Annotated in this window: 19 protein-coding genes and 1 riboswitch; of the genes, 9 read left to right on the plus strand and 10 right to left on the minus strand. The window is 68.1% G+C overall.

The genetic code is table 11. The features are described from left to right. Window position 1 precedes the first annotated feature (1 nt). A complete protein-coding gene (locus JKF87_RS06980; RefSeq protein WP_201098694.1) occupies window positions 2-799 on the minus strand; it encodes an SDR family NAD(P)-dependent oxidoreductase in 798 nt (265 codons plus the stop codon). 5 nt (window positions 800-804) lie between these two features. Continuing rightward, window positions 805-1,275: an Rrf2 family transcriptional regulator gene (locus JKF87_RS06985; protein WP_201098696.1), complete on the minus strand. Its 471-nt coding sequence runs from the start codon at window positions 1,273-1,275 to the stop codon at window positions 805-807. 167 nt (window positions 1,276-1,442) lie between these two features. Between JKF87_RS06985 and JKF87_RS06990 the strand changes: the two genes are divergently transcribed. The 6 genes from JKF87_RS06990 (at window position 1,443) to purH (ending at window position 9,672) form a co-directional block, all read left to right on the plus strand. Beyond that, window positions 1,443-3,419, plus strand: coding sequence for a potassium transporter Kup (locus JKF87_RS06990; protein WP_201098698.1), 1,977 nt, complete (start codon window positions 1,443-1,445; stop codon window positions 3,417-3,419). Then, on the plus strand, window positions 3,416-4,804 hold the full coding sequence (locus JKF87_RS06995) for an RsmB/NOP family class I SAM-dependent RNA methyltransferase (RefSeq protein WP_370874301.1): 1,389 nt from the start codon (window positions 3,416-3,418) through the stop codon (window positions 4,802-4,804). The genes JKF87_RS06990 and JKF87_RS06995 overlap by 4 nt, the downstream gene beginning before the upstream one ends. A 46-nt stretch (window positions 4,805-4,850) precedes the next feature. Beyond that, entirely contained in the window at window positions 4,851-5,516 is a 666-nt protein-coding gene (gene rpe / locus JKF87_RS07000; protein WP_201098700.1) for a ribulose-phosphate 3-epimerase, read from the plus strand. After that, window positions 5,513-7,336, plus strand: a complete 1,824-nt coding sequence (locus tag JKF87_RS07005; protein WP_201098702.1) for a heparinase II/III family protein — start codon at window positions 5,513-5,515, stop codon at window positions 7,334-7,336. Before rpe ends, JKF87_RS07005 begins: the two co-directional genes overlap by 4 nt. A 4-nt stretch (window positions 7,337-7,340) precedes the next feature. Continuing rightward, window positions 7,341-7,970: a hypothetical protein gene (locus JKF87_RS07010; RefSeq protein ID WP_201098704.1), complete on the plus strand. Its 630-nt coding sequence runs from the start codon at window positions 7,341-7,343 to the stop codon at window positions 7,968-7,970. A gap of 97 nt (window positions 7,971-8,067) precedes the next feature. Further along, entirely contained in the window at window positions 8,068-9,672 is a 1,605-nt protein-coding gene (gene purH, locus JKF87_RS07015) for a bifunctional phosphoribosylaminoimidazolecarboxamide formyltransferase/IMP cyclohydrolase (RefSeq protein WP_201098706.1), read from the plus strand. A gap of 277 nt (window positions 9,673-9,949) precedes the next feature. Here the strand turns inward: purH and JKF87_RS07020 are convergent, their stop codons facing one another. Together JKF87_RS07020 and JKF87_RS07025 are read right to left on the minus strand one after the other, a co-directional pair. Further along, window positions 9,950-10,759 carry a siderophore-interacting protein gene (locus JKF87_RS07020; protein WP_201098709.1) on the minus strand — a complete coding sequence of 270 codons (810 nt, stop codon included), beginning with the start codon at window positions 10,757-10,759 and terminating at the stop codon, window positions 9,950-9,952. After that, window positions 10,756-11,376, minus strand: a complete 621-nt coding sequence (locus JKF87_RS07025) for a PadR family transcriptional regulator (protein ID WP_201098711.1) — start codon at window positions 11,374-11,376, stop codon at window positions 10,756-10,758. Before JKF87_RS07025 ends, JKF87_RS07020 begins: the two co-directional genes overlap by 4 nt. Before the next feature lie 109 nt (window positions 11,377-11,485). Here JKF87_RS07025 and JKF87_RS07030 point away from each other — a divergent pair, with 109 nt between their 5' ends. From JKF87_RS07030 to JKF87_RS07040, 3 genes are read left to right on the plus strand one after another with little or no spacing between them, the layout of a single operon-like run. Then, on the plus strand, window positions 11,486-12,235 hold the full coding sequence (locus JKF87_RS07030; protein ID WP_201098712.1) for a dienelactone hydrolase family protein: 750 nt from the start codon (window positions 11,486-11,488) through the stop codon (window positions 12,233-12,235). A gap of 58 nt (window positions 12,236-12,293) precedes the next feature. Further along, the gene (locus tag JKF87_RS07035) at window positions 12,294-12,773 is read left to right on the plus strand and encodes an Rrf2 family transcriptional regulator (RefSeq protein WP_201098714.1); all 480 of its coding nucleotides are present in this window, start codon (window positions 12,294-12,296) and stop codon (window positions 12,771-12,773) included. Continuing rightward, on the plus strand, window positions 12,751-13,683 hold the full coding sequence (locus JKF87_RS07040) for an NAD(P)/FAD-dependent oxidoreductase (protein ID WP_236261175.1): 933 nt from the start codon (window positions 12,751-12,753) through the stop codon (window positions 13,681-13,683). The genes JKF87_RS07035 and JKF87_RS07040 overlap by 23 nt, the downstream gene beginning before the upstream one ends. Here the strand turns inward: JKF87_RS07040 and JKF87_RS07045 are convergent. The 6 genes from JKF87_RS07045 to mutS all read right to left on the minus strand — a co-directional run bounded on the left by JKF87_RS07045 (window position 13,680) and on the right by mutS (window position 23,159). Further along, entirely contained in the window at window positions 13,680-14,144 is a 465-nt protein-coding gene (locus JKF87_RS07045; protein WP_201098716.1) for an OsmC family protein, read from the minus strand. The two genes, JKF87_RS07040 and JKF87_RS07045, sit on opposite strands and share 4 nt — an antisense overlap. Window positions 14,145-14,156: 12 nt before the next feature. Continuing rightward, window positions 14,157-14,849, minus strand: coding sequence for a GNAT family N-acetyltransferase (locus tag JKF87_RS07050; protein WP_201098717.1), 693 nt, complete (start codon window positions 14,847-14,849; stop codon window positions 14,157-14,159). 75 nt (window positions 14,850-14,924) lie between these two features. Continuing rightward, window positions 14,925-15,971: a tryptophan--tRNA ligase gene (gene trpS, locus JKF87_RS07055; protein WP_201098720.1), complete on the minus strand. Its 1,047-nt coding sequence runs from the start codon at window positions 15,969-15,971 to the stop codon at window positions 14,925-14,927. A 123-nt stretch (window positions 15,972-16,094) separates the two neighbouring features. After that, window positions 16,095-17,690, minus strand: coding sequence for a murein biosynthesis integral membrane protein MurJ (murJ, locus tag JKF87_RS07060; protein ID WP_201098722.1), 1,596 nt, complete (start codon window positions 17,688-17,690; stop codon window positions 16,095-16,097). Between the two features lie 35 nt (window positions 17,691-17,725). Beyond that, complete coding sequence (gene glnD, locus JKF87_RS07065; RefSeq protein ID WP_201098724.1) at window positions 17,726-20,434, minus strand: [protein-PII] uridylyltransferase; 2,709 nt, start codon at window positions 20,432-20,434, stop codon at window positions 17,726-17,728. Between the two features lie 43 nt (window positions 20,435-20,477). Beyond that, window positions 20,478-23,159 (minus strand): DNA mismatch repair protein MutS, encoded by a 2,682-nt coding sequence (gene mutS, locus JKF87_RS07070; RefSeq protein ID WP_201098726.1) that lies wholly within the window; start codon window positions 23,157-23,159, stop codon window positions 20,478-20,480. 75 nt (window positions 23,160-23,234) lie between these two features. Continuing rightward, a riboswitch (cobalamin riboswitch) is annotated at window positions 23,235-23,423 on the plus strand. Window positions 23,424-23,534: the final 111 nt, after the last annotated feature.

The raw sequence follows: 23,534 nt of genomic DNA on the forward strand, positions 1-23,534 counted from the left end.
CTTAGATTCGGTCCAGCCGTCTGGCGTGGTTGGCGACCATGTTCAGGGCCATGCTGTCGGGCAGGAAGCGCGCCAGACCGGCCATGACATTGTTCATGACGCCCGGCGTGACGCTGGGGCGGTTGGCCTCGCAGGCCTGATAGCCGATCCGGGCCACACGGCCAGCGTCCATCCACATCCAGGCCGGATAGGCCTTGGACACCTGATCGCGCGAGCCGTTGACGTCATGGAACTCGGTCAGGGTGTAGCCCGGGTTCAGCACGGTGACGTGGACGCCGGTTCCGCGCGTCTCAAGATGCAGGCCCTGTGAGGCCTTGATCAGGAAGCTTTTGATCGGCCCGTAAAGAGTGTCGCCGCCCGTCGCAGGCATCTGGCCCGCCAGAGACGCCACGTTCAGGACGCGCCCGAAGCCACGCTCGACCATGCCCGGCAGCAACAGGCGCGACAGTTCGATCGGCGCGGTCAGCATGACCTGGATCATGGCCCGGTGCGCGGTCAGGTCGGTGGCGAGAAAGCCCGTGACCCGGCTGAAACCGGCGTTGTTGACCAGACCGTCGACGCTCACGCTCCTTGCCGCGATGGCGGCGACCAGTCGCTCAGGCGCTGCGGGATCGGACAAGTCTTCGCAAATGACCGTCGCGCTCACCGGATGGGCGGCCGCCAGTTCGTCGGCCAGGGCCTGAAGCGGGCCTTCACGCCGGGCCGTCAGGATCAGGTTCCAGCCCTGGGCGGCGTATGTTCGCGCCAGCGCCGCGCCTATGCCTGCGGACGCCCCGGTGATGAGAACCGTACGCGACACCCGGTTCAGGCGGCCAGCGGGCAGGACTTGTGCGGGGCGAAGGCGGCCAGGGACGCCGGGTCCTTGTCCAGCAGATCGGCGATGGTGATCTTGGACAGGGCTTCGGATGCGGCCTGATCGGCGGCGGTCAGGGCCTTGGCCACCTGGCGCGGAATATGTTCGCCGACGGGACAGCCCTTGGCGCCCGCAGGCGTCGAACCCAGATGGGCGCAGCCGTTGACGGCGCGCAGCACCTCATCCAGCCGGATGTCCTCAGGGCGGCGCAGCAGCCACGAGCCGCCGGTCGCGCCCGGACGCGTCGCGATCAGGCCCGCCTTGGCCAGCAGGGCGGTGACGCGGCGCACCACAACCGGATTGGTCGGGACGGACGACGCCAGCAGGGCGCTGGGCGCGGCTTGCGCAGGGCCATAGGCGTCCTTGTGCGCCATATAGGCGAGGACGTGGGCGGCGACGGGGAAACGCTGGCTGTCTGACATGATCTTTTCCAGCATTGAAAATAGGCGCTCCGGGCCCGAATCACAAATCGGCGCGCGGAACAGTGAAATTGAATCCGAAAGGGCACGATTGAAGCGTACGCGGATTAGGCCTAAAGGCTCGCCGCTTTGAAGGGCTCGACCTGTCGTCGCACGCCCGGAGGATACACATGGCCGGGGATGCTCCCCACGATGCAGGTGCTCCCCAGCCCGCATCGAACACGCCGGAAAACGCCAAACACCCCACGGGACACGAGTCCCACGCCCCCGGCGGTCTGACAGCCAAACGTACTGGCTTCATGGCTCTGACGCTGGGTGCGATCGGCGTGGTGTTCGGCGATATCGGCACCAGCCCCCTGTATGCGCTGCGCGAGGCCATCGGCCATGCCCAGAAGGGCGTGGGCGGCGACCTGGCGATCGTCGGCGTGGTGTCGCTGGCCTTCTGGGCGCTGATGGTGGTGGTGACGTTCAAATACGTCTTCTTCCTGATGCGCGCCGACAACAAGGGCGAGGGCGGCACCCTGTCGCTGATGGCCCTGGCCCAGTTCGCGGTCGGACGGCGCAGCGCCTGGATCTTCATCCTGGGCGTCTGCGGCGCGGCCCTGTTCTATGGCGACGGGATCATCACCCCGGCCATCTCCGTTCTGTCGGCGGTCGAGGGCCTGCAGGACGCGCCGGGCCTGTCGGGCAAGCTGGACCCCTTCATCGTGCCGATTTCGGCGGGCATCCTGATCGTCCTGTTCATGGCCCAGTCGCGCGGCACGGCCCGTCTGGCCAAATATTTCGGGCCGATCATGGCCGTCTGGTTCCTGAGCCTGGGGGCGCTTGGCCTGCTGCACATCGGCGATGACCCGTCGATCCTGCGCGCCCTGTCGCCGTACTATGGCGTCAGCCTGCTGCTGCACGACGGCTTCCTGGGCTTCATCATCCTGGGCAGCGTGTTTCTGGCGGTGACGGGGGCCGAGGCCCTGTATGCCGACATGGGCCATTTCGGAAAGGCGCCGATCCGCGCGGGCTGGCTCTATTTCGCCCTGCCGTGCCTGACCCTGAACTATCTGGGGCAGGGCGCCTTCATCCTGGACAACCCCAGCGCCGCCAGCAATCCGTTCTGGAACATGGTTCCGGGCTTCGCCTACTGGCCCATGCTGATCCTGGCGACGGTGGCGACCGTCGTGGCCTCGCAGGCCGTGATCACCGGTGCCTTCTCGGTGACCCAACAGGCGGTGCAACTCGGCCTGTTGCCGCGCATCGACATCCGCAACACTTCAGAGACTCAGGCCGGACAGATCTATGTCCCGGCGGTCAACACCTTCCTGATGATCGGGGTTCTGACCCTGCTGGTCGTGTTCCAGAGCTCGCATAACCTGACCGCAGCCTATGGCGTGGCGGTGACGGGCACCATGCTGGTCAATACGCTGATGGCCTATTCGGTGATCCGCAAGGGCTGGAAATGGCCCATGTGGGCGGTGGCGGGCACGCTTATCCCGTTCGCCTTCATCGACAGCGTCTTCCTGACCTCCAACCTGCTGAAGATCCCTGACGGGGCCTGGATGCCGCTGGTGCTGGGCGCCATCCTGATCGTGATCATGTGGACCTGGGTGCGCGGCACCCAGATCCTGACGACCAAGACGCGCAAGGACAGTCTGCCGCTGGCCGACCTGATCGAGATGCTGCACGCCCGGCCGCCGCATCGCGCGCCCGGCACCGCCATCTTCCTGACCTCGGACCCTGACGTCGCCCCGGTCGCCCTGATGCACAATCTCAAGCACAACAAGGTGCTGCACGAGAAGAACGTCATCCTGACCGTGCGCACTTCGGAACGCCCGCGCGTAAAGGATTCCGACCGGGTCAAGATGGAGCCGATCAATGACGACTTCAAAAAGCTGACCGTCACCTACGGCTTCATGGAGACGCCGAACGTGCCGCGTGCGCTTGGCCTGTGCCGCAAGCAGGGGCTGAAGTTCGACATCATGTCGACCAGCTTCTTCCTGGGACGGCGTTCCTTGATCCCTTCGGCGCGGCAGGGCATGCCCCTGTGGCAGGACCGGTTGTTCATCTTCCTGATGCGCAATGCGGCCAATCCGACTGACTTCTTCCATATCCCGCCCGGCCGTGTGGTCGAGCTGGGCGCGCAGGTGGCTGTATGAGTAATGATGCACGGGGCGGACAAAGCTCCCAGGCGCGCGGCCGTCGCATGGCCACCAAGGGACGCCCGCGTCCCGCCGCCGTCGTGGACGCTGCCGCTCCGTCTCAGGACGACATCGGCGTCGAGGCCCGGGTCGTCGCCGGCATCCTGCTGAACGCCGCGCTGGAGAAACGCAACGGTCTGGATGAGGCCCTGTCGCAACCCGCCGCCCGCGCGCTGGAGCCGGTGGACCGCGCCTTCGCCCGCGCCGTGGCCATGGCGGCCCTGCGCCGCCTGGGCGAGATCGACCAGATTCTGGACCGCCGCCTGAAGAAGTCCCCGCCTGAGGCTGTGCGCACCCTGATGCGCGTGGCCCTGGCTCAGACCCTGGTGCTGGAGACGCCCGCCTTCGCCGCCGTCTCCACAGCCGTGAAACTGGCCGAGCGCGATCCCAAGACCCGGCCCTACAAGAACCTGGTCAACGCGGTGCTGCGCGGCATCGGTCGCGAAGGCCCCGGCCTGACCACGGCCGAGAGCAATCTGCCCGACTGGATCGCCGCTCGCTGGAAGGCGACCTATGGAGAGACGGCCCTGACCGGTCTGGCCCTGGCCGCGCGCGAGGAGCCCGCGACCGATCTCAGCTTGAAGCCCGGCGTCGATCCGGCCGCCATCGCCGATGCGGTCGAGGGCGAAGTCCTGCCGGGCGGCACGGTCCGCACGGGCCGTCGAGGGGATGTCGCGTCCTGGCCGACCTTCGAGGACGGCGACTGGTGGGTGCAGGACGCCGCCGCCGCCGTGCCGGGCCGCCTGCTTCACGTGAAACCGGGCGAGACCGTGCTGGACATGTGCGCCGCGCCCGGCGGCAAGACCCTGCAGCTGGCCGCCGCCGGTGGTCAGGTGGTCGCCCTGGACCGTTCGGCCCCGCGCCTGAAGCGCCTGACCCAGAATCTGGAACGCACCGGCCTGACGGCTGAGGTCGTCGCCATCCCGGCCGAGGATTGGGAGGACGCCCGCACCTTCGACGCCGTCCTGCTGGACGCACCCTGCACCGCCACCGGCACCTTCCGCCGCAACCCGGAAGTCCTGCGCGCCACCAAGCCCGCCGAGGTCGCCAAGCTGGCCGATGTGCAGCACCGCCTGCTGGACGCCGCCGCCGAACGGGTGAAGCCGGGCGGGCGTCTGGTCTATTGCACCTGCTCGCTGGAGCGCGAGGAGGGCGAGACCCAGATCATCGCCTTCCTGCGCCGCAACCCCGCTTTCCGCACGGTCGCAGCCGATCCCGCCGCCCTTGGCGCGCCGGCCGAAGCCCTGACGCCAGAGGGCTGGCTGCGCATCCTGCCGTCCATGTGGGCCGAACACGGCGGGCTGGACGGCTTCTTCGCCGCGAAGCTGGAGCGGGTTTCCTGACAGGGAGCGCCTTGCTCCCGCCCGCAACCCGCCTTATCCGAAGGTCATGGCCGTTACTCCCCTGATCTGTCCGTCCATCCTCGCCAGCGATTTTTCGCGGCTGGGTGAAGAAGTCCGTGCGCTGGAGGCGGCGGGCGCCGACTGGGTTCATGTCGATGTGATGGACGGCCATTTCGTGCCCAACATCACCCTGGGCCCCGACATCATGAAGTCGCTGCGGCCCCACACCAGCCTGCCGTTCGACGTGCATCTGATGGTCGCGCCCGTCGATCCGTGGCTGGAGGCCTTCCGTGAGGCGGGCGCCGACGTGCTGTCGGTCCACCCCGAAAGCGGCCCGCATGTCCACCGCACCCTGGGGCGCATCCGCCAGCTGGGCGCCAAGGCCGGGCTGGTGTTCAATCCGGGCACGCCCCTGTCGATCCTTGAGGAAGTGGTCGATCTGGTTGATCTGGTTCTGATCATGTCGGTCAATCCCGGCTTCGGCGGGCAGAAATTTATCGACAGTTCGCTGCGCAAGATCGGGGCGGCGCGCGCCATTCTGGACCGGGCCGGATCCTCGGCCCACCTGCAGGTGGACGGCGGCGTGACCTCGGCCAATGCGGCGGCCTGTGTGGCGGCGGGCGCCGACGCGCTGGTCGCCGGATCGTTCGTGTTCAAGGGCGACTATGCGGCCAACATCGCCGCCCTCAAGGCCGCCCCGGACGCCGCGTGAGCCCGCTGGGTCCTTTCGCGCCCCGCGACGGCGGGCCTGATGTGTCGACGGGCCACATCCCCGGCCTGCCGGGCGTGCCTGTGCGCACGCCGGTGCGCGCGGGCGATTCCAAGGCCGGCGCCGCCCTGTGGCCCGCCATCGCCGGGCGGCTGGTGACGCGTCAGGTCTGGATCGAGCTGTACGGCCTGCCGGGCTATGGGCTGACGCTGGGCGGCGGCAAGGTGACCAGCTTCGCCGCCACGCCCCGCGACTTCCGCCCGCATGATCCCGCGCCGGGCAAGGGCGTGCTGGTCGGGCGCTTCATTCTGGCAGGGGCCTCGATGGAGGTCGAACCGCCCGCCGATCCGTGGAACCGGCCCAGTCCGTCGCGTCCGTTCGCGGTGCAGCTTCACGCCTTCGCCTGGCTGCCGGGCCTGATGGCGCAAGGGGAGCGCGGCGCCCGCGAGGCCCTGCGGCTGACCCTGGCCTGGCAGGACGCCTTCGCCCGCTGGTCGCCCTTCGCCTGGGGGACCGAGACTCTGCCGCGCCGGGTGATCAATCTGTCCTGCGCGGCGCGCAAGATGGGCGCCGTGGCGACCGAAGCCGAGCGACTGCGTCTGGCCGACAGTATGGCCCGCCAGACGCGCCAGTTGCTGCGCCCCCCCGGCGGGCTGGCCACGCGGGCCGAGCGCTGCGTCGCCGCCGCCATCGCCGGATGCGTGCTGGCGGGCAATGTCGGTCAGGGCCTGCGCCGCCGCGCCCTGTCGGGCCTCAGCGGCGCTCTGGGTTCGACGGTTCTGGCGGACGGATCGCACGCCACCCGCAGTCCCGAGGCGGGGCTGGAGCTGTTGCTGGACCTGCTGACGCTGGATGACGCCCTGGCCCAGTTGTCCGAACCGGCGCCCGAGGCCGTCACCTCCGCCATCGCCCGCCTGACCAAGGGTTTGCGCACCCTGACCCTGCCGGACGGGCGTCTGGCCGGTTTCCAGGGCGGTGGACCGTCCACGGCGGCCCGCGTCGCCGTCGCCCGAGCCCATGACGAGCAGACGCCGGACGAGGCCTCGGCTCCGGCTGAGGCGACGGTCGGCGGGCTGACCCGCATCGCCAGCCCGCTGCTGACCATCATCGCCGACACGGCCGCCCCGCCGAAAGGCGCATGGGGCTCTGCCGCCTGCGCCCAGCCGATGGCGCTGGAGATCGCCTGCGGCAAGGACCGTCTGGTCACGGGTTCGGGCTGGACGCCCGCGGCGACGGATCGACAGGCGCTGCGCCTGACGCCGGGCCATTCGACCCTGACGCTGGGCGAACGGTCATTGAACGAACCGCTGGGCGGCTGGAAGAGCGAGCTTCTGGGCCCGCGTCTGGTCGGGCCGCCCATCCATTCCGTGTCTGAACAGCGTCAGGGAGACGGCGCCGTCTGGCTGGAGATGGAGCATGACGGTTGGACCGAACTGTTCGGCCTGAACCATCAGCGTCGCCTTTATCTGGATCAGAAGCTGGACGAACTGCGGGCGGAGGAGAAGCTGTTCCCGACGCCGGGCCGCAAGGAGATCGTCCGTCAGATCGCCGCCCCCTACGCCATCCGCTTCCATCTGGAGCCGGGGGTGCAGGCCTCGCTGGCCCGCGACCGCCGTTCGATCCTGCTGCGCGGCGCCTCGGGCCGGGGCTGGTGGTTCAGGACCGACGGTCCCGACGTCGCCATCGAACCCAGCGTCCATATCGACGAAGGCCTGACCCGACGGTCCCTGCAGATCGTGGTGCGCGGCTCGGCCCGCACCGACAGCGAAACCAAGATCCGCTGGAAGCTGAGCCCGGCGGGCGCGAGCGGCGATCCGAGCTGACAGGATGCGCCAGACGATTGATCTGTTGGATCTGATGGCGGCGCGGCCGATCATGCACCCAAGCCGTATCACTTCATTCGAACTGATCGGCGATGTGGTGACCTTGTCGTTAGAGGGTGCGGCTTGGTGGAGAGAAGATCGTCCGGAAAGCGAAGGTGAAATACGGTTCCGGTTCCACGGCGTCGCCTGCGGTTCGATCGATCTGACGGAGCTTGTCGATCCCGAATGGGACGAGGCGCTGGACGTGTTCCATATTGAGCGTACATCAAACCTCCCTTGGGTTCAGCCATCGACGGTGTCGATCTTCTGTAATGGCGCGATCCCAATGCCTTTGGCGGTTTACACACGTGTCCAGAATTATCTCCTGGATGTCTCTGCGTTGCGTTCGCCCTCAGATTTCTTGAACGGCGGCGACAGGCTCTCGTGGTTTCTGGAGATCGCACGTTCGCCTGTGCATCAGTTGGCGACGGCCCCGCCCGCGATCGCTGACCTGATTATCAATGAATTGAACGACCAGGGCGTACCTCACTCCGTCACGTTTCCACGAGGCGGCGCGGTTCCGGCGCTACTGATCCGGATAGGCGATCACGGCTTCTTCTGCACGCAGGCGACAGCGGAATTCGACCTGGACTGATGAAATAGGGGCGCTTCGGCAGACTCGTGCGGCTGACGTAGCTTGCTGATGGTGCTAGACGCCGCGCCATCCTCCTCCAGCATCCACGGACGCCGCCATGCCTGCCGCTCCCGACTTTCCGCCCGCCCCTGACCGGGTCAAGCCGCAACGCGCCCTGATCTCACTGTCCGACAAGGCCGGGTTGGAGGATGCGGCCCGCACCCTGCATGATCTGGGCGTCGAACTGGTCTCGACCGGCGGCACGCGCGCGGCCATCGAGAAGCTGGGCCTGCCGGTCAAGGATGTGGCGGACCTGACGGGCTTCCCCGAGATGATGGACGGCCGGGTCAAGACCCTGCACCCCATCGTCCACGGCGGTCTGCTGGGCGTGCGCGACGCCGCCGACCACGCCAAGGCCATGACCGACCACGGCATCGGCGCCATCGACATCGTCTGGATCGACCTCTATCCGTTTGAATCAACGGTTGATGCAGGCGGCTCGTTCGAGGCGGCGGTCGAGAACATCGACATCGGCGGCCCGGCCATGATCCGCTCCGGCTCCAAGAACCACGGCTATGTCGCCGTCGCTGTGGATGCTGTCTCCATCGACTTGATCCTTGAGGCGCTGAAGGCCGAGGGTTCGACCGATCTGGCCCTGCGCAAGCGTCTGGCCGCCCGCGCCTTCGCCCGCACCGCCGCCTATGACGCCGCCGTCTCGGGCTGGTTCGCCGGTCAGGTCGAAGATGCGGCCCCCGCGCGCAAGTCCATCGCCGGTTCGCTGGCCCAGACCCTGCGCTACGGCGAAAACCCGCACCAGACGGGCGCCTTCTACCGCACGGGCGAACGTCGTCCGGGCGTGGCCTATGCCGAACAGGTGCAGGGCAAGGAGCTGGGCTACAACAACATCGCCGACGCCGACGCCGCCTATGAGCTGGTCGCCGAGTTCGAGCAGCCCGCCGTCGTCATCGTCAAACACGCCAACCCGTGCGGCGTGGCGGTCGGCAAGGATCTGTCGGAGGCCTATGCCCGCGCGCTGGAATGCGATGCGGTCTCGGCCTTCGGCGGCGTGATCGCAGTCAACCGTCCGCTGAACGGCGATGACGCCCGCGCCATAACCGGCATCTTCACCGAAGTGGTCATCGCGCCAGGCGCCGACGACGAGGCCAAGGCCGTCTTCGCCGCCAAGAAGAACCTGCGCCTGTTGATCACCAACGGCCTGCCCGATCCGCATGGTCCGGGCGAGGTGTTCCGTTCGGTCGCCGGGGGCTTCCTGGTCCAGTCGCGCGACCGGTCCCTGATCAAGCCCAGCGACCTGAAGATCGTTACGAAGCGTCAGCCGACGCCGACCGAGATCCAGGACATGCTGTTCGCCTTCACCGTGGCCAAGCACGTCAAGTCCAACGCCATCGTCTACGCCAAGGATGGTCAGACGGCGGGCATCGGCGCCGGCCAGATGAACCGCCGCGATAGCGCCCGCATCGCCGCCATCCGCGCCAAGGAGGCGGGTGAGGCCAAGGGTCTGACCCAATCGCTGGCCGAGGGTTCGGCTTGTGCGTCGGAAGCCTTCTTCCCGTTCGCCGACGGCCTGCTGGAAGCGGTCGCGGCAGGCGCCACGGCGGTGATCCAGCCGGGCGGTTCGATGCGCGACGCCGAGGTGATCGCCGCCGCCGACGAGAAGGGCATCGCCATGGCCTTCACCGGCGTGCGGGTCTTTAGGCACTGACACCCAATGGAGAAAGAAGGCGCTAAGGATCACGACGCGGTCGCGCGCGGCCTGAACGCTTTCTTTCCCGATTTTTGACTTGGCTAGGTTCAATCGACATTCGCCCTAGAATCGTCATTCCAGGGCGTCCGAAGGGCGAACCCGGAACCCAGGGCCACAATCGCACCGCTGGATGCATTCGACGCCGGATGCGCGCCTCCTGGGTTCCGGGTTCTTCGCTCCGCGCAGCCCCGGAATGACGAGTTGAGGGGTGAAGCAACCGAATGTCGATTGGAATCTAGTCCTCGATGACTTCGTGGGCCCCGACCGCGCCTTTGCGCCAGTAGCCTGCGGCCTTCATGGTCTTGGGGTTGAAGCCCATGGCCACGACCTGCGCCCGCAGCGCCTTGGCGACCAGGGATTCTGCGGCGATCCAGACATAGGCGTCGGCCGGATCGACGGCGGCGGCGGATTGGGTCACGGCCTCGATCAGCGCGTCGGCCTGAGCGCGCGGGCGGCCATTGCGTTCGACCCAGACCAGGGTCAGGTCGGCGGCGCTGGTCAGGGGCAGTTTCGACGCGGCGTCATCCACCTCGACGATGACGAGGGCGCGCACCGTTGCAGGCAGCTCCTCCAGCCGCCGGGCGATGGCGGGCAGGGCGGTCTCGTCGCCAATCAATAGATGATTCTGGAAGGCTGTCGGCACGATCAGCGAGCCGCGCGGGCCGCCGACCCCGACGATGGCGCCCGGCCCGGCCATCTCGGCCCACTCGGTCGCCGGACCGCCGTGGCCGGTGACGAAATCAATCGTCAGCTGTCTTGTCGCGGGATTGTAGGCGCGTGGGGTGTAGTCGCGCGCCGCCGGGCGCGGCTCGGGAAAGACCGGTCCGTCAGGTCCGACCGTCGGCAGGGCCAGCGGCTTGCCCGGCTTGGGCGGAAACAGCTTCACATGGTCGTCGAAGCCCAGGGAGGTGAAGCCTTCCAGGGCGTCGCCGCCCAGCACGATCCGGCGCAGGCTGGGCGTCAGATCTTCGATCGACACGACCTTCAGGGCGCGGAACTTCAGGTCGTGGCGGACACGGCGGGGTATGCGCAGAGCGTCCGTCATGCCTTTTCAATCCGATCTGCAGCCTCATTCAGAATGGCGGCCATGGCTTCGATCTGAGCCTCGGTCAGGGCCGTTTCACCTGCCAGACGGCCTTGAATGGTGTTGCGCAGCCGCCCGATGGCGGTCTGGATGGCTTCCGGACGCAGGGCGTGGGCGGAGAATTTGGCCATCGTCGCCTGGACCGAAGCAATGGCCTCGGCGTTCTCGGTCAGCAGAACCCGGCCGGCGTCCGTGATCGAATACTGTTTCTTGCCGCCCTCGGTGACGGAGACCAAGGCGCCCATTTCCTCGAGCAGGGTCAGGCTGGGGTAGATGACGCCGGGGCTGGGCGAATAGGCGCCGCCCAGTTTGGTTTCGACAGCCTTGATCAGCTCATAGCCGTGGCTGGGCTTTTCCGCGATCAGCGACAGCAGCAGCCAGCGCAGGGTTCCGTGGTCGAACAGGCGGCCGCCGCCGCGTCGGCCGTGGCCCCGTGCATCGCCCTCGCCGCGTTCCCAGCCGCGGCCAAAGCCGCCGCCGCGCATGCCGCGCTTCATGAAGTGGCCGAAATGGCCGTGACCGTGGTGTTCGCCGCCCTCGTGGCGGCGGTGGTGAGTGAAGATCCCCTTGGATCGCATCGTCATTTCCTTTTCGATATATCTATTCACTAGCGATTAGATATATCGATATGTCTAAATGTTCAAGAGGGGCTGGTTTTCGTCCGCAAGACGCGGCGTAAATCCCTGCATGGACGACCTGAACAGCCGCTGGGCCAAACTTGAACCGCACATCACCGTCGTCGGCCCGGACGATGACAGGCCCCGGCCTGCGGTGCTGATGTTCCACGGCTGCGGGGGGTTGCGTGATCACCTGCCGCGCTATGCCGAGGCGGCCAAGGCGGCGGGCTGGCGGGCCTTCATTGTAGATTCCTACGGCCCGCGCGGCTGGGGCCGGGCCTTCACCCTGACCACGGTCTGCACCGGCCTGCTGCTGCGGGGCAATGAACGGGCGGGCGACGTGCTGGCGGTGATCCAGGGGGTTTCGGCCCGGCCCGATGTCGATGAGACCAAACTGGCCCTGGGCGGCTGGAGCCACGGCGGCTGGTCGATCATGGAGATGATGAGCGCGGATCGCGCGCCCCATACGCTGGGCGTGGCCAATCCCGGCGACGTGGATCTGTCGGGGGTCAAGGCGGTCTGGCTGATGTACCCCTATATCGGGCCGTTCGCCTTCAACAAGATGAAGCCGTGGCGGCATTGCCCCAAGGTTCTGGCCGTCACCTGCAAGAGCGACCACCTGACCACGGTGCGCAACGCCGAACTGGTCAACGCCATGATCCGCAACTGCGGGGCCGAGGTGGAGAGCTGGATCGCCGTCGGCACCCACGCCTTTGATGAGCCGACCAACAACGGCCCGATGCGCCATGACCCGGAACTGACGCTGGAGGCGCTGCGTCGCTTCGGCGCCTTCCTGACGGACGTGGCGCCCCACAACTGAAAAAGAATCTGGGCGTCATGCCTTGACGTTCGAACAGTCACGTAACAATTGAAGTTACATGAAACGCGACAGCCGCCTCTCCAACATCCTTCACGCCCTGCTGCACATGGCCGAGCATGAGACGCGTCACGGCGCGCCCATGACGTCGGACATGCTGGCGACCTGCCTGTCGACCAATCCGGTCGTGGTGCGCCGGACCATGGCGGGACTGCGCGAACAGGGGCTGGTGGCGTCGGAGAAGGGGCACGGGGGCGGCTGGCGTCTGGCGCGGCCGCTGGATCAGGTGACCCTGGGCCAGGTCAATCTGGCATTGGGAGAGCCGGGCCTGTTTCCCGAAACCCCGCCGGTCGAAGCCGATGGCTGTCTGGTCGAGGCGGCGGTCAATGACGCACTGGCCGAAACCTACGCGGCAGCGCGCGCCCTGCTGGTCGCACGACTGAACGACATCACACTGGCTGATCTGGCGGCGGATTTCTCGCGCCGGATGGCCGCCCATCCTGAAAGAGATCGTCTCCATGCCCACCACGGGAAAGCCTGAACCCATGCCCCACGACGCCGTGATCATCGGGGGCTCCTACGCCGGTCTGTCGGCGGCCATGCAGCTGGTGCGGGCGCGCCGCCGGGTGTTGGTCATCGACGACGGCAGGCCGAGGAACCGTTTCGCCGCCCGCGCCCATGGTTTTCTGGCCAATGACGGCAAGCCCGGCGCCGAGATCGCCGCTGCCGCCCGCGCCCAGGTGTCGGCCTATCCGACGGCTTCCTTCCGCATGGCCGAGGCGGTTGAGGTCGAACGGATCGACGGCGGGTTCTCGGTCGCTTTCGCCGACGGCACGCGGACCCGCGGACGGCGTCTTCTGCTGTCGCATGGGGTCGAGGATGTTCTGGCCGATATTCCGGGCGTCAAGGAGCGCTGGGGCCGCACCGCGCTGCATTGCCCCTGGTGTCATGGCTATGAGGTGGGGGCAGGCCCCATCGGTGTTCTGGGGCGGGGCGAGTACGCCGTTCAGTACGCGATCACCGTCGCCGAATGGGGCCAGGTGACCCTGTTCATGGACCTGTCCAATCCGCTGTCGCCCGAGGATGCGCACAAACTGTATCGCCGGGGCGTGACTATCGAGCCGACGCCCATCGCCGCGCTGGAAGGCGAGGCCCCGACCCTGACGGGCGCGCGTCTGGCCGATGGGCGGTTCATGCCGCTGAAGGCGATCTTCGTCGGCGCCAATGTCCGTGTCGCCAGTCCGTTTGCGGAACGGCTGGGCTGCGAGATGACCGACACGCCCATGGGCCGGATCATCAAGGTGGACGGTCTGCAGCAGACCACCCAGCCCGGCGTCTTCGCGGCGGGCGATCTGGCGCGGGCGGCGTCGAACATCACCCTGGCGACCTCGGACGGGATGACGGCGGCGCACGCCATCTTCCGCTCATTGGTCGAGGAGGAGGTCGCCTAACCCAGCCGCGCCTCTATGCTGATTTTGGCCCGCACCGAATGGGCCATTTCGCAGTGGTCGTGCGCCTGATGGTGCAGGGCGTCGATCTCCTGCTGATCCGGTTCGCGCCCGCTGAAGCTGGTGTAGGGACGTAAGGTGACCTCGGCCAGATAGCGGCGGCCGTTCTCGTCCTTGCCCATCTTTCCCGACGCCTCATCCGTATAGGCGTCGATCACCAGACCGGCGTTGGCGGCGAAGGCCAGGAACCACAGCATGTGGCAGCTGGACAGGGAGGCGATCATCGCCTCTTCCGGATCGACGGCGGCGTCGTCCGACATCGGCAGGGGCACGCTGGAGGGCGCTGACGATCCCGGCACGACGGCGCCGCCGTCGAAGGTCCAAGTGTGGGCGCGACTGTAGCGCTTGTCCAGGAAGGGCTGATCGCCGCGCTCCCAAGTAATCTTGGCCTCATAGACGCCCATGCCGTCCTCCTGTTAGTCCGCCAGAACCGTATAGGTCATCCGGGCCCGAACCTCGAAGCCCAGCGAGCGGTAGAAGGCGATCGTCGCGTCGTGATCGGCAAAGGCGTGCAGGAAGGCGGTCTCGCCGGTCGCCAGAATCTCGGCGACCACGGCGCGCGACAGGGCCGCCGCCAGACCTTTGCCCCGGTGATCGGGGTGGGTGCAGATGCCGCTCAGTTCGGTGAAACCATCGACACGTAGGCGACGCCCGGCCATGGCGATCAGTTCGCCGTCCTGTTTCACGCCGATGAAGGGGCCCAGCTTGCGCGTGGACGAGCGGAACGGGCCGGGCTTGGTCAGGGTCGCCAGCGCCAGCATGGCCGGGGCGTCGGCCTCAGTCAGGGTTTCATAGGTCACGGACCGGCTGCTGGCGGTCAGGGCCTGGGCGGTCATCTGCACCAGCGGAATGCGGCTGGCGACGGCTGCACCGACCGGAAGGACGTCCGCGATGGCGGTTCCCTCGACCTCGATCAGGCCCGCGTCCGGATAGGCGCGCGCCAGTTCGCTCAAGGCCGCGATGCTGTCCGGCGCGTCGTCGGCGCAGGCCAGGAAGACGCCGACCTCAGGGTCGATGCGGGCGGCGCGGGCGTTGGAGTCCGGTGTCGCAAATGGCGACAGGCGCGTGTTCAGCGCGTTCCAGATGGCGCGGTCGAGGGGATGGCTCATGACCGATCCTCTAGCCGGTGACGGCGCCGGGCGGAACGGCCCGCCCGGACGCAGCGTCCGAAAATCGCCAGACCGTTACGACCAGAAGCCGACGATCTTCTTGACCTCTTCGATCACCGGATCGGCGACCTCGGCGGCGCGCTGGGCGCCGTCGGCCAGGACGCGGTCGATCTCGGCCGGGTCGTTCAACAGGCGGCGCATTTCGGCCGTGACCGGGGCCATGGACGACACCGCCAGATCAGCCAGGGCCGGCTTGAAGGCGCCGAAGCCCTGACCGCCGAACTCGGCGATCACCTGTTCGCGGGTCAGGCCTGCCAGGGCGGCGTAGATGGCGACTAGGTTCTTGGCCTCGGGGCGCGCGTTCAACTCGTCCAGCGTCTCGGGCAGGGGCGCGGGGTCGGTCTTGGCCTTCTTGATCTTGGCGGCGATGGTGTCCGCGTCGTCGGTCAGATTGATGCGGCTGTTGTCGGACGGGTCCGACTTGGACATTTTCGCCAAACCGTCGCGCAGGGACATGACGCGTGTCGCCGGTCCCTGAATGACGGGATCGGGCAGGGGGAAGAAGCCGGGCACGCCGAAATCGTTGTTGAACTTCTGGGCGACGTCGCGGGTCAGCTCCAGATGCTGTTTCTGGTCTTCGCCGACCGGCACTTCGGTCGCCTTGTACAGCAGGATGTCCGCCGCCTGCAGCACCGGATAGGTGTAGAGGCCGACCGAGGCGCGTTCCTTGTGCTTGCCCGACTTCTCCTTGAACTGGGTCATCCGGTCCAGCCAGCCGAGGCGGGCGACGCAGTTGAAAATCCAGGCCAGCTCGGCGTGGGCGCGCACGGCTGACTGCGGGAAGATGATCGTCTTCCTGGGATCCAGACCCGAGGCCAGATAGGCGGCGGCGATCTCGCGGCGTTGCGTCACCAGCTTGGCCGGTTCCTGCCAGACGGTGATGGCGTGCATGTCGGCGACGAAGACGAAGACGGGCGCGCCCTGGTCCTGAAGCTCGACGAAACGCTTCAGCGCGCCGAGGTAGTTGCCCAGGTGCAGGGCGCCGGAGGCTTGGATGCCGGACAGGATGCGGCGCGGGCCGGTGTAGGCCGGGGCTGCGGGGGCCGGGGTCTGGTCAGTCATGGATTGAATCTCGGAAAATCAGTGTCAGGCGTGGTGAAGGGAACGGCTTTTCAGCCGCGCCATCGCAGATCGAAAATGAAACCCGAGTTCGTCATGGCCTCGCGCTTATCGGTTCGGGGCCGATCAGTCCAGACCAGACACATTGGCGGCGCCGGGTTCGCGGCGAAGCGTCGCCTTCAGCTCCGACACGGTGACGGCCCGGAACAGGAACAGACACGCCCCGTACAGCACGGCCCCCACGCCGCAGACGATCAGCACGGCGATCTCCTTGGCCAGGAAGATGCGGCTGAGCAGACCATAGTTGACGCTGGCGGCGAACAGGGCGGCGGCCATGACCAGACTGGCGGCGAAGACCCGGCTGATGCGCGACAGGAAGGCGGGAGAGGGCTTCCAGCTGTTCTCGCGCACCAGGACGCCGCCCAGAAGCGCGACATTGACCCAGGCAGAGGTGCTGGTGGCGATGGCCAGGCCCAGCACGCCGTCCCAGCCCTGAGCGCGGAACCAGAAGAACAGACCCGACCCCAGGACCACGGTGATCACCACGCTGGTGATGGCGAAGATCATCGGGCGGCGTGTGTCCTGACGCGCGAAGAAGGGCGGGGTCAGCACCTTGGCCAGGACGAAGGCGGGCACGCCCCAGGCGAAGTGGCGCAGCACATCGGCGGTGCGGCTGGCGTCGGCCGAGGTGAAGGCGCCGCGCGTGACGGTGGCGTCGATGATGAAGAAGGGGATGACGAACAGGGCGACGGCGGCGGGCAGGGTGAAGGCCATGGCCAGATTGATCCCGTCGTCCAGCGTGCGCTGTCCGCCCTCATGGTCGCCGGCGACGAAGGCCTTGGTCAGGCGCGGCACCAGGGCCAGGCCGATGGCGACGCCCACCAGACCCAGCGGCAGTTGATACAGGCGGTCGGCGTTATAGAGCACCGAACGCGCCCCTTCATCCGACCCGGTCAGGAACTGCGACACCAGGGAGTTGACCTGCAGCGCGCCGCCCGCCAGCGCGCCGGGCACGGCCAGGGCCAGCGTATGGCGGACGTTCGGGGTCAGGCGGGGCAGGCCGATCTTCAGCCGGACGCCCAGGCGCTGCACGCCCCACCACAACAGGACCGCCTGAATGACGCCCGAGACGGTCACCGCCGTGGCGACCATCAGCAGAACCGTCTCCTGCGGGATCGGCAGGAACATGGGCGGGACCAGCGCGGCCAGGGTGCACAGGTTCAGGAACACCGGCACGGCGGCGGACAGGGCGAAACGCCCCCCCGTGTTCAGCACCCCCGACAGCAGCGAGGCCACCGTCATGCAGGCCAGATAGGGCATGGCCAGCTGGGTCGCGATCACGGCGGCGCGCAGCACCTCGGGCTGGTCGCGATAGGCAGACAGCAGCCACGGCATGATCCACGGCATGACGACCTGCAGCAGGATGCAGAAGCCCGCCACCATGGCCAGCATGAAGCTGAGGGCCTCGGACGCCGTCACCGCCGCCGCCTCGTCGCCGTCACGCGTCTTGACCCCGCCATAGACCGGCACAAAGGCCTGGGCGAAGGCGCCCTCGGCGAACAGGCGCCGGAACATGTTGGGCAGCATCAACGCCGTGGTGAAGGCGTCCATCATCGGCCCCTGGCCGAAGCGGGCCGAAAGGGCCAGGTCGCGAACAAAGCCGAGGAGACGACTGCCGAGCGTGAGCGACGACTGAACCAGAGTGTTGCGGGCGAGGCTCATGCGGGCATTCGATAAAGGCGAGAGACGTGGGACGCTTAGCGCGGCTGGGCGTCCGGCGATACCGGCTTTGCGCATGGGCTGCGGCGGCCCAGTTCGGAGACGTCGCGGGCGCTGGCGCGGGCGGAGGCGACCTTGCGTCCGGCGGGGGCGGGGGCGCGGCGGTCCAGCACGGCCTCAAGCGCGGTCTTCAGTTCGTCGATCCGCTGCTCCGAGGTGATCTTTCGCCCCTTGCGGTCCACCACATAGAAGCTGTCCACCGCCCGTTCGCCGTAGCTGGCGACATGGGCGGAGCGGATGTTCAGCCCCTCGTCGTTGAAGACGCGCGACAGGGCCGCCAGCAGACCCGGACGGTCGGCGCCCGACACCTCGACCACCGTCGCCGTCTCGCTGGCGTGGTGGTCGATCATGACGACGGGGCGCACCTCGAAGGCGGCCTTGCGGGCGTTGCCGACCGGTTCGGGCGCCTTGCCGATCCGTCCCTCGCCGCGCGCGGCCTTCTCCAGCGCCTCGACCAGGATCTTGAGCCTTCGCGGTTCGGCCTGGCCGTACGGCAGGCCTGCGCCGTCCTGCACGCGGAAGACGTCCAGCACCACGCCCTGATCGCTGGTGGCCACGCGGGCGTCGGTGATGTCGGCCCCCAGGGCGGCCATGGTCTGGGCCAGGTCGGCGAACAGGCCGGGCCGGTCGGCGGCGGCGATGGAGATTTCGGTGGTCTGGACCGGCAGGCCCTCGACCGCCAGCGTCGGCACGGCCTCGGCGGCGGCCCCGGTCAAACGGGCGCGCTCGACCAGAGCGGCGTAGTCGGCCAGAGGATCGGCGCTGGCCACGTCTTCGCCCCGGAACAGGGCGTTGACCCGGTCATAGAGGGTGCGCATCAACTGTCCCTTCCAGCCGTTCCAGACGCCCGGCCCCACGGCGCGGATGTCGGCCACGGTCAGGACCAGCAGCATCCGCAGCCGCTCGGGATCGCCGACCAGTTCGGCGAAGGCGCGGATGGTCGCCGGGTCGCTCAGGTCGCGCTTCTGGGCATAGTCGGACAGGGCCAGATGGCTGCGGACCAGCCAGACGATCAGTTCGATCCGCCGGGGATCGACGCCCAGACGTTCGCAGGCGCGCCGCGCGGCGATGGCGCCGTCCTCCAGCTGGCCCCGCTCGCCGCCCTTGCCGACATCATGCAGCAGCATGGCCAGCATCAGGGCCTCCATGTCCGAAATCAGGTGCACGATCTCGGACGCCATCGGGTGGTCGGTCTTCAGCTTGCCGCGCGCGATGTCATTGATGATGCCGATGGCCTGCAGTGTATGCTCGTCCACCGTATAGGCGTGGTACATGTTGAACTGGGTCTGGCCGACGATCCGCCCCCATTCTGGCAGGAATCGCCCCAGCAGGCCCGTCTCGTTCATGATGGTCAGGCTGCGATAGGGCCTCTGGCCATGGGCCAGAACATCCAGAAAGGCCCGGGTCGCCGCCGGATCGCGCCGCAGTTTCGGCGTCACCAGCGACAGCGACCGGGTCACCGCCGAAAAGGCGTCCGGGTGCAGGTCCAGATCATGCCGGTCGGCGCAGGCGAACAGGGTCAGAAGCTTGACCGGATCGGCGGTGAAGACCTCCTGGCTTTCGATCGACAACCGGCCCTGGTCGACCCAGAAGCCTTCGACCTCCAGCTTGCGCCGCGCGGGGCGGAAAGGCGTCATCAGCCGCGACAGGCCCTGGGCCGTCTTCTGATGGCGGGCCTCCAGCTTGGCCGACATGGCGCGGGTCAGGGCGCCCACATCGCGCGCGATCAGGAAGTAGCGGCGCATGAAGCGTTCGACCGCGGGTTCGTCGCCACGCCCGCTCCATCCCATGCGGCGCGCCACCTCGGGCTGCATGTCGAAGGTCAGCTTCTCCTCGGCCCGCCCGGCGATCAGATGCAGGTGGATGCGGACCCGCCACAGGAAGTCGAACGCATCGTCGGAGATGCGCCGCTCGCGCGCCGTCAATAGTTGATCCATGACGGCGGCGCCCAGTCGGCTTTCGGGGGCCAGCGAGCGTGCGATCCAATACAGGGTGTTCAGATCGCGCAGGCCGCCCTTGCCGTCCTTGACGTTGGGTTCGACCTTGTAGCGGACGGCCCCGGCCTTGGCGTGGCGCACCGCGCGCTCCTCCAGCTTGGCGGCGATGAAGGGACGGGGATCGGACTTGGCCACCATGTCTTGGAACCGATTGATCATCAGCCGGGCCAGCGCCTCGTCGCCCGCCAGCCAGCGCGCCTCCAGAAGCGTGGTCCGCACCGTCATGTCGGTGCGCGACAGGGCCAGACATTCCTCGACCGAGCGGACGGCCTGGCCGACCTTCACGCCGAGGTCCCACAGCACATAGAGGACGAACTCCACCACCTTCTCGCTGCGCGGCGTGGCCTTGGCCGGGCGCAGGAACAGAAGATCCAGATCCGAATAGGGCGCCAGCACCCGCCGCCCATAGCCGCCGACGGCGACCAGAGACAGGCGCTCGCTTTCCACCACGGACACCGGCCACAACACCTTGGTCGCCACCGTCCACAGGGCGCCCAGCATTTCGTCAGCGGCGGCGGCGTACAGGCGCGCCACGTCCCGGCCCTTGGCTCCGGCGGACAGGCGGCGTTCGGCGCGCGTGCGGGCGGCGGCGTAGGTTTCCTTCAGCACGGCGGCGACGGCGGCGCGCGGATCGTCGTCGCACGCGGCGGCCACCAGAAGATCGTCGAATGTCGGCGTCGCTGCGGTCATGGGCGATACATAGGCAGTCGCCGGGCGTGCGTCTCGTGCGCCGTTACAGAAGACCTCTCAGGCGATAAAGGGCCTCCAGCGCCTCGCGCGGGGTCAGGCTGTCGGGGTCGATGTCCGCCAGCGTCGTCTCCACGACCGAAGGTCCGCGTATCGGCTCCGGCTCGGCGAGCGCGAACAGGGGCAGGTCGTCCAGGCGGGCGGTCGCCGCCTTTTCGCCTTCCAGCCGCTCCAGCACCGACCGGGCGCGGGCGACGACCGAGGACGGCACCCCCGCCAGCTTGGCCACCTGAACGCCGTAGGAGCGGTCGGCGGCGCCGGGCGCGGCCTCATGCAGGAAGACCAGGTCGCCGTTCCACTCCTTGGCCACCATCGACAGGTTGCAGACGTGGTCCAGCCGCGTCTCCAACTGGGCCAGCTCATGATAATGGGTGGCGAACAGGGTGCGGGCGCGGTTGGTTTCGTGCAGGGCCTCGGCGGTGGCCCAGGCGATGGCCAGGCCGTCATAGGTGGCGGTGCCGCGTCCGATCTCATCCAGCACGACGAAGCTTCTCGGCGTGGCCTGGGTCAGGATGGCGGCGGTTTCGACCATCTCCATCATGAAGGTGGAGCGGCCGCGCGCCAGATCATCGCCCGCGCCCACGCGGCTGAACAGCCGATCCACCACGCCCAGACGCATCGAACGCGCAGGCACGAAGGCCCCCGCCTGGGCCAGGATCACCAGCAGGGCGTTCTGGCGCAGGAAGGTCGACTTACCCGCCATGTTCGGGCCGGTGACGATGGCCAGACGGGCGCAGTCCTGACCCGATCCGTCCAGACGGGCGTTGTTGGGCGTGTAGGGCGACCCTTGCGCCTTCACCGCCGCCTCGACCACGGGGTGGCGTCCGGCCTCGACGGAGAAAACTAGAGTGTCGTCGACGGTCGGTCGGGTCGCCCCCACTTCCTGCGCCCATTCGGCCAGGGCGGCGTGGGCGTCCAGTTCGGCCAGGGCTTCGGCGACGGCCTGCAGCGGCTGGGCCAGACGAGCGATCTCGCGCCGCCAGGTCTCGAAGATCTCGCCCTCAATGGCCAGGGCGCGATGCCCGGCCTGACTGATTTTGGCGTCCAGCTCTGACAGTTCGACAGTGGTGAAGCGGACCTGACTGGCCAGGGTCTGGCGATGGATGAAGGGGCTGTCCGGTCCGGCGCGCAGCAGGCCTTCCGCCGTCTTGGCCGAGGTCTCCAGGAAATAGCCCAGCACGGCGTTGTGCTTGACCTTGAACGGTACGCCGGATTCGGCGACGGCGCGGGCCTCCAGATCGGCGACCACGCGGCGGCTGTCGTCGCGCAAGGTTCGGGCGGCGTCCAGCTCGGGGCGATAGTCGGGGCGCACGAAGCCGCCGTCGCGGGCCAGGTGCGACGGCTCGTCGATCAGGCCGTCGGCCAGATCAGCCTTCAGCCGCGACAGGTCAGCCGACAGGGTCAGCCGGTCCAGCGCCAGGGCGATCCGGCGCGGCTGGCCGGTCAGAGGATCAACCTGACCGACAAACAGACCCGCGATTCCTTCCGCGATCGCCAGACCGATGCGGACGGCGGCCAGATCGCGCGGGCCGCCGCGTCCCAGCGCCAGACGCCCGACGGCGCGGGCCACGTCCGATGAGGCCTTGAGGCCGTCGCGCAGGTCGCGCCGCAGGTCGCGCCGCTCCAGCATCCATTCGACGGCGTCGAGCTGTTCGTTGATCGCCAGCGGATCACGCAAGGGCCGGGCGATCCTCTCCGCCAGCGCCCGCGCCCCGCCCGATGTGACGGTGCGGTCGATGCAGGCCAGAAGCGACCCCTCCCGCTCGCCGCGCTGGGTGCGGTCGATCTCCAGACTGGTCCGCGTCGCCGGGTCGATGGCCAGGAACCCGCTGTCGCCCAGTCGGCGCGGCGGGGCCAGGGCCGGAACCTTGCCCGCCTGGGTCGTCTCCAGATAGGCGGCGATCAGGCCCAGGGCCGAGACCTCGGCCTCCTCGAAGGCGCCGAAACCATCCAGGGCTGCGACGCCGTACAAGCGTTCGACCCGCGTCCGCGCGGCCTGCGGCTCGGCGATGGCCGAGGCCAGGGCCTGGACCACGCCGCCCGAGCCGTTCAGGGCGTCGCGCGTCGTCTCGTCAGAATACATCCGGTCGGTGACCAGAACCTCGGATGGACGGAAGGCGGCCAGGGCCGCGCCCAGGTCCTCAATCGAACAGGCGACGCTGTCGACCGCACCCGACGACAGCTCGACCACGGCGACGGCGGCCCGTCCCTTGCGCACCGCAACCGCCGCCAGACGGTTGGCGCCGCGCGCGTCCAGCAGGCTGTCTTCGGTCAGGGTGCCAGGCGTGACCACCCGCACCACGCCCCGATGGACCACGGCCTTGCCGCCCCGCTTCTTGGCCTCGGCGGGGTCTTCCAGCTGTTCGCAGATGGCGACCTTGTGGCCCATGCGGATCAGACGGGCCAGATAGCCGTCCAGCGCATGGACCGGCACCCCGGCCATCGGAATGTCCTCGCCCTGATGCTTGCCGCGCTTGGTCAGGGTGATGCCCAGCGCCGCCGCCGCGACCTCGGCGTCCTTGAAGAACAGCTCGTAGAAGTCGCCCATGCGGAAGAACAGGATGGCGTCCGTCTGCCCCGCCTTGGCCGTCAGATACTGGGCCATGAAGGGCGTCGCGCCTTCGATGGCGGCGGCGATTTCGGGGGGATGGGTCACAGGCGCGTTCATGTGGCCCTAGGGTGACGGATCGCAACCGACGCCTCAAGCCCGTTCCGCCAGCCTTGCACAGGCTTGTCCCCCCTGCGATAGCCTCCAACAGGCGGTTTAGGGAACGTGGTCAGACACCACGGCTGTTCCCGCAACTGTAGGCGGCGAGAACGTCGTCCGTCCGGGGTCCGCGATCCCGGCGTCACTGGTCCAAGGACTGGGAAGGCGAGGGCGATGTTTGTTGAACCGCAAGCCAGGAGACCTGGCCGCCTGTTGTCGCTCGCCCCTGTCCGGGAATAGGCGGAGGCGCGGTTTCTTTCCGTTGCAGCGACCCGATCTTGCGCCGTCCAGCCCCCAGCGGGTCTGGCGGATCGGTTCGTTCACATCGGTCTCTCG

Origin of the sequence: Brevundimonas nasdae, assembly GCF_016654005.1 — a bacterium.
Lineage (GTDB): Bacteria > Pseudomonadota > Alphaproteobacteria > Caulobacterales > Caulobacteraceae > Brevundimonas > Brevundimonas nasdae.

Coding starts and splice junctions, on each gene's coding strand:
- JKF87_RS06985 (WP_201098696.1), bottom strand. CDS start 1,275: ATGTCAGACAGCCAGCGTTTCCCCGTCGCCGCCCACGTCCTCGCCTAT.
- JKF87_RS06990 (WP_201098698.1), top strand. CDS start 1,443: ATGGCCGGGGATGCTCCCCACGATGCAGGTGCTCCCCAGCCCGCATCG.
- JKF87_RS06995 (WP_370874301.1), top strand. CDS start 3,416: ATGAGTAATGATGCACGGGGCGGACAAAGCTCCCAGGCGCGCGGCCGT.
- rpe (WP_201098700.1), top strand. CDS start 4,851: ATGGCCGTTACTCCCCTGATCTGTCCGTCCATCCTCGCCAGCGATTTT.
- JKF87_RS07010 (WP_201098704.1), top strand. CDS start 7,341: ATGCGCCAGACGATTGATCTGTTGGATCTGATGGCGGCGCGGCCGATC.
- purH (WP_201098706.1), top strand. CDS start 8,068: ATGCCTGCCGCTCCCGACTTTCCGCCCGCCCCTGACCGGGTCAAGCCG.
- JKF87_RS07020 (WP_201098709.1), bottom strand. CDS start 10,759: ATGACGGACGCTCTGCGCATACCCCGCCGTGTCCGCCACGACCTGAAG.
- JKF87_RS07025 (WP_201098711.1), bottom strand. CDS start 11,376: ATGCGATCCAAGGGGATCTTCACTCACCACCGCCGCCACGAGGGCGGC.
- JKF87_RS07030 (WP_201098712.1), top strand. CDS start 11,486: ATGGACGACCTGAACAGCCGCTGGGCCAAACTTGAACCGCACATCACC.
- JKF87_RS07035 (WP_201098714.1), top strand. CDS start 12,294: ATGAAACGCGACAGCCGCCTCTCCAACATCCTTCACGCCCTGCTGCAC.
- JKF87_RS07040 (WP_236261175.1), top strand. CDS start 12,751: ATGCCCACCACGGGAAAGCCTGAACCCATGCCCCACGACGCCGTGATC.
- JKF87_RS07045 (WP_201098716.1), bottom strand. CDS start 14,144: ATGGGCGTCTATGAGGCCAAGATTACTTGGGAGCGCGGCGATCAGCCC.
- JKF87_RS07050 (WP_201098717.1), bottom strand. CDS start 14,849: ATGAGCCATCCCCTCGACCGCGCCATCTGGAACGCGCTGAACACGCGC.
- trpS (WP_201098720.1), bottom strand. CDS start 15,971: ATGACTGACCAGACCCCGGCCCCCGCAGCCCCGGCCTACACCGGCCCG.
- murJ (WP_201098722.1), bottom strand. CDS start 17,690: ATGAGCCTCGCCCGCAACACTCTGGTTCAGTCGTCGCTCACGCTCGGC.
- glnD (WP_201098724.1), bottom strand. CDS start 20,434: ATGACCGCAGCGACGCCGACATTCGACGATCTTCTGGTGGCCGCCGCG.
- mutS (WP_201098726.1), bottom strand. CDS start 23,159: ATGAACGCGCCTGTGACCCATCCCCCCGAAATCGCCGCCGCCATCGAA.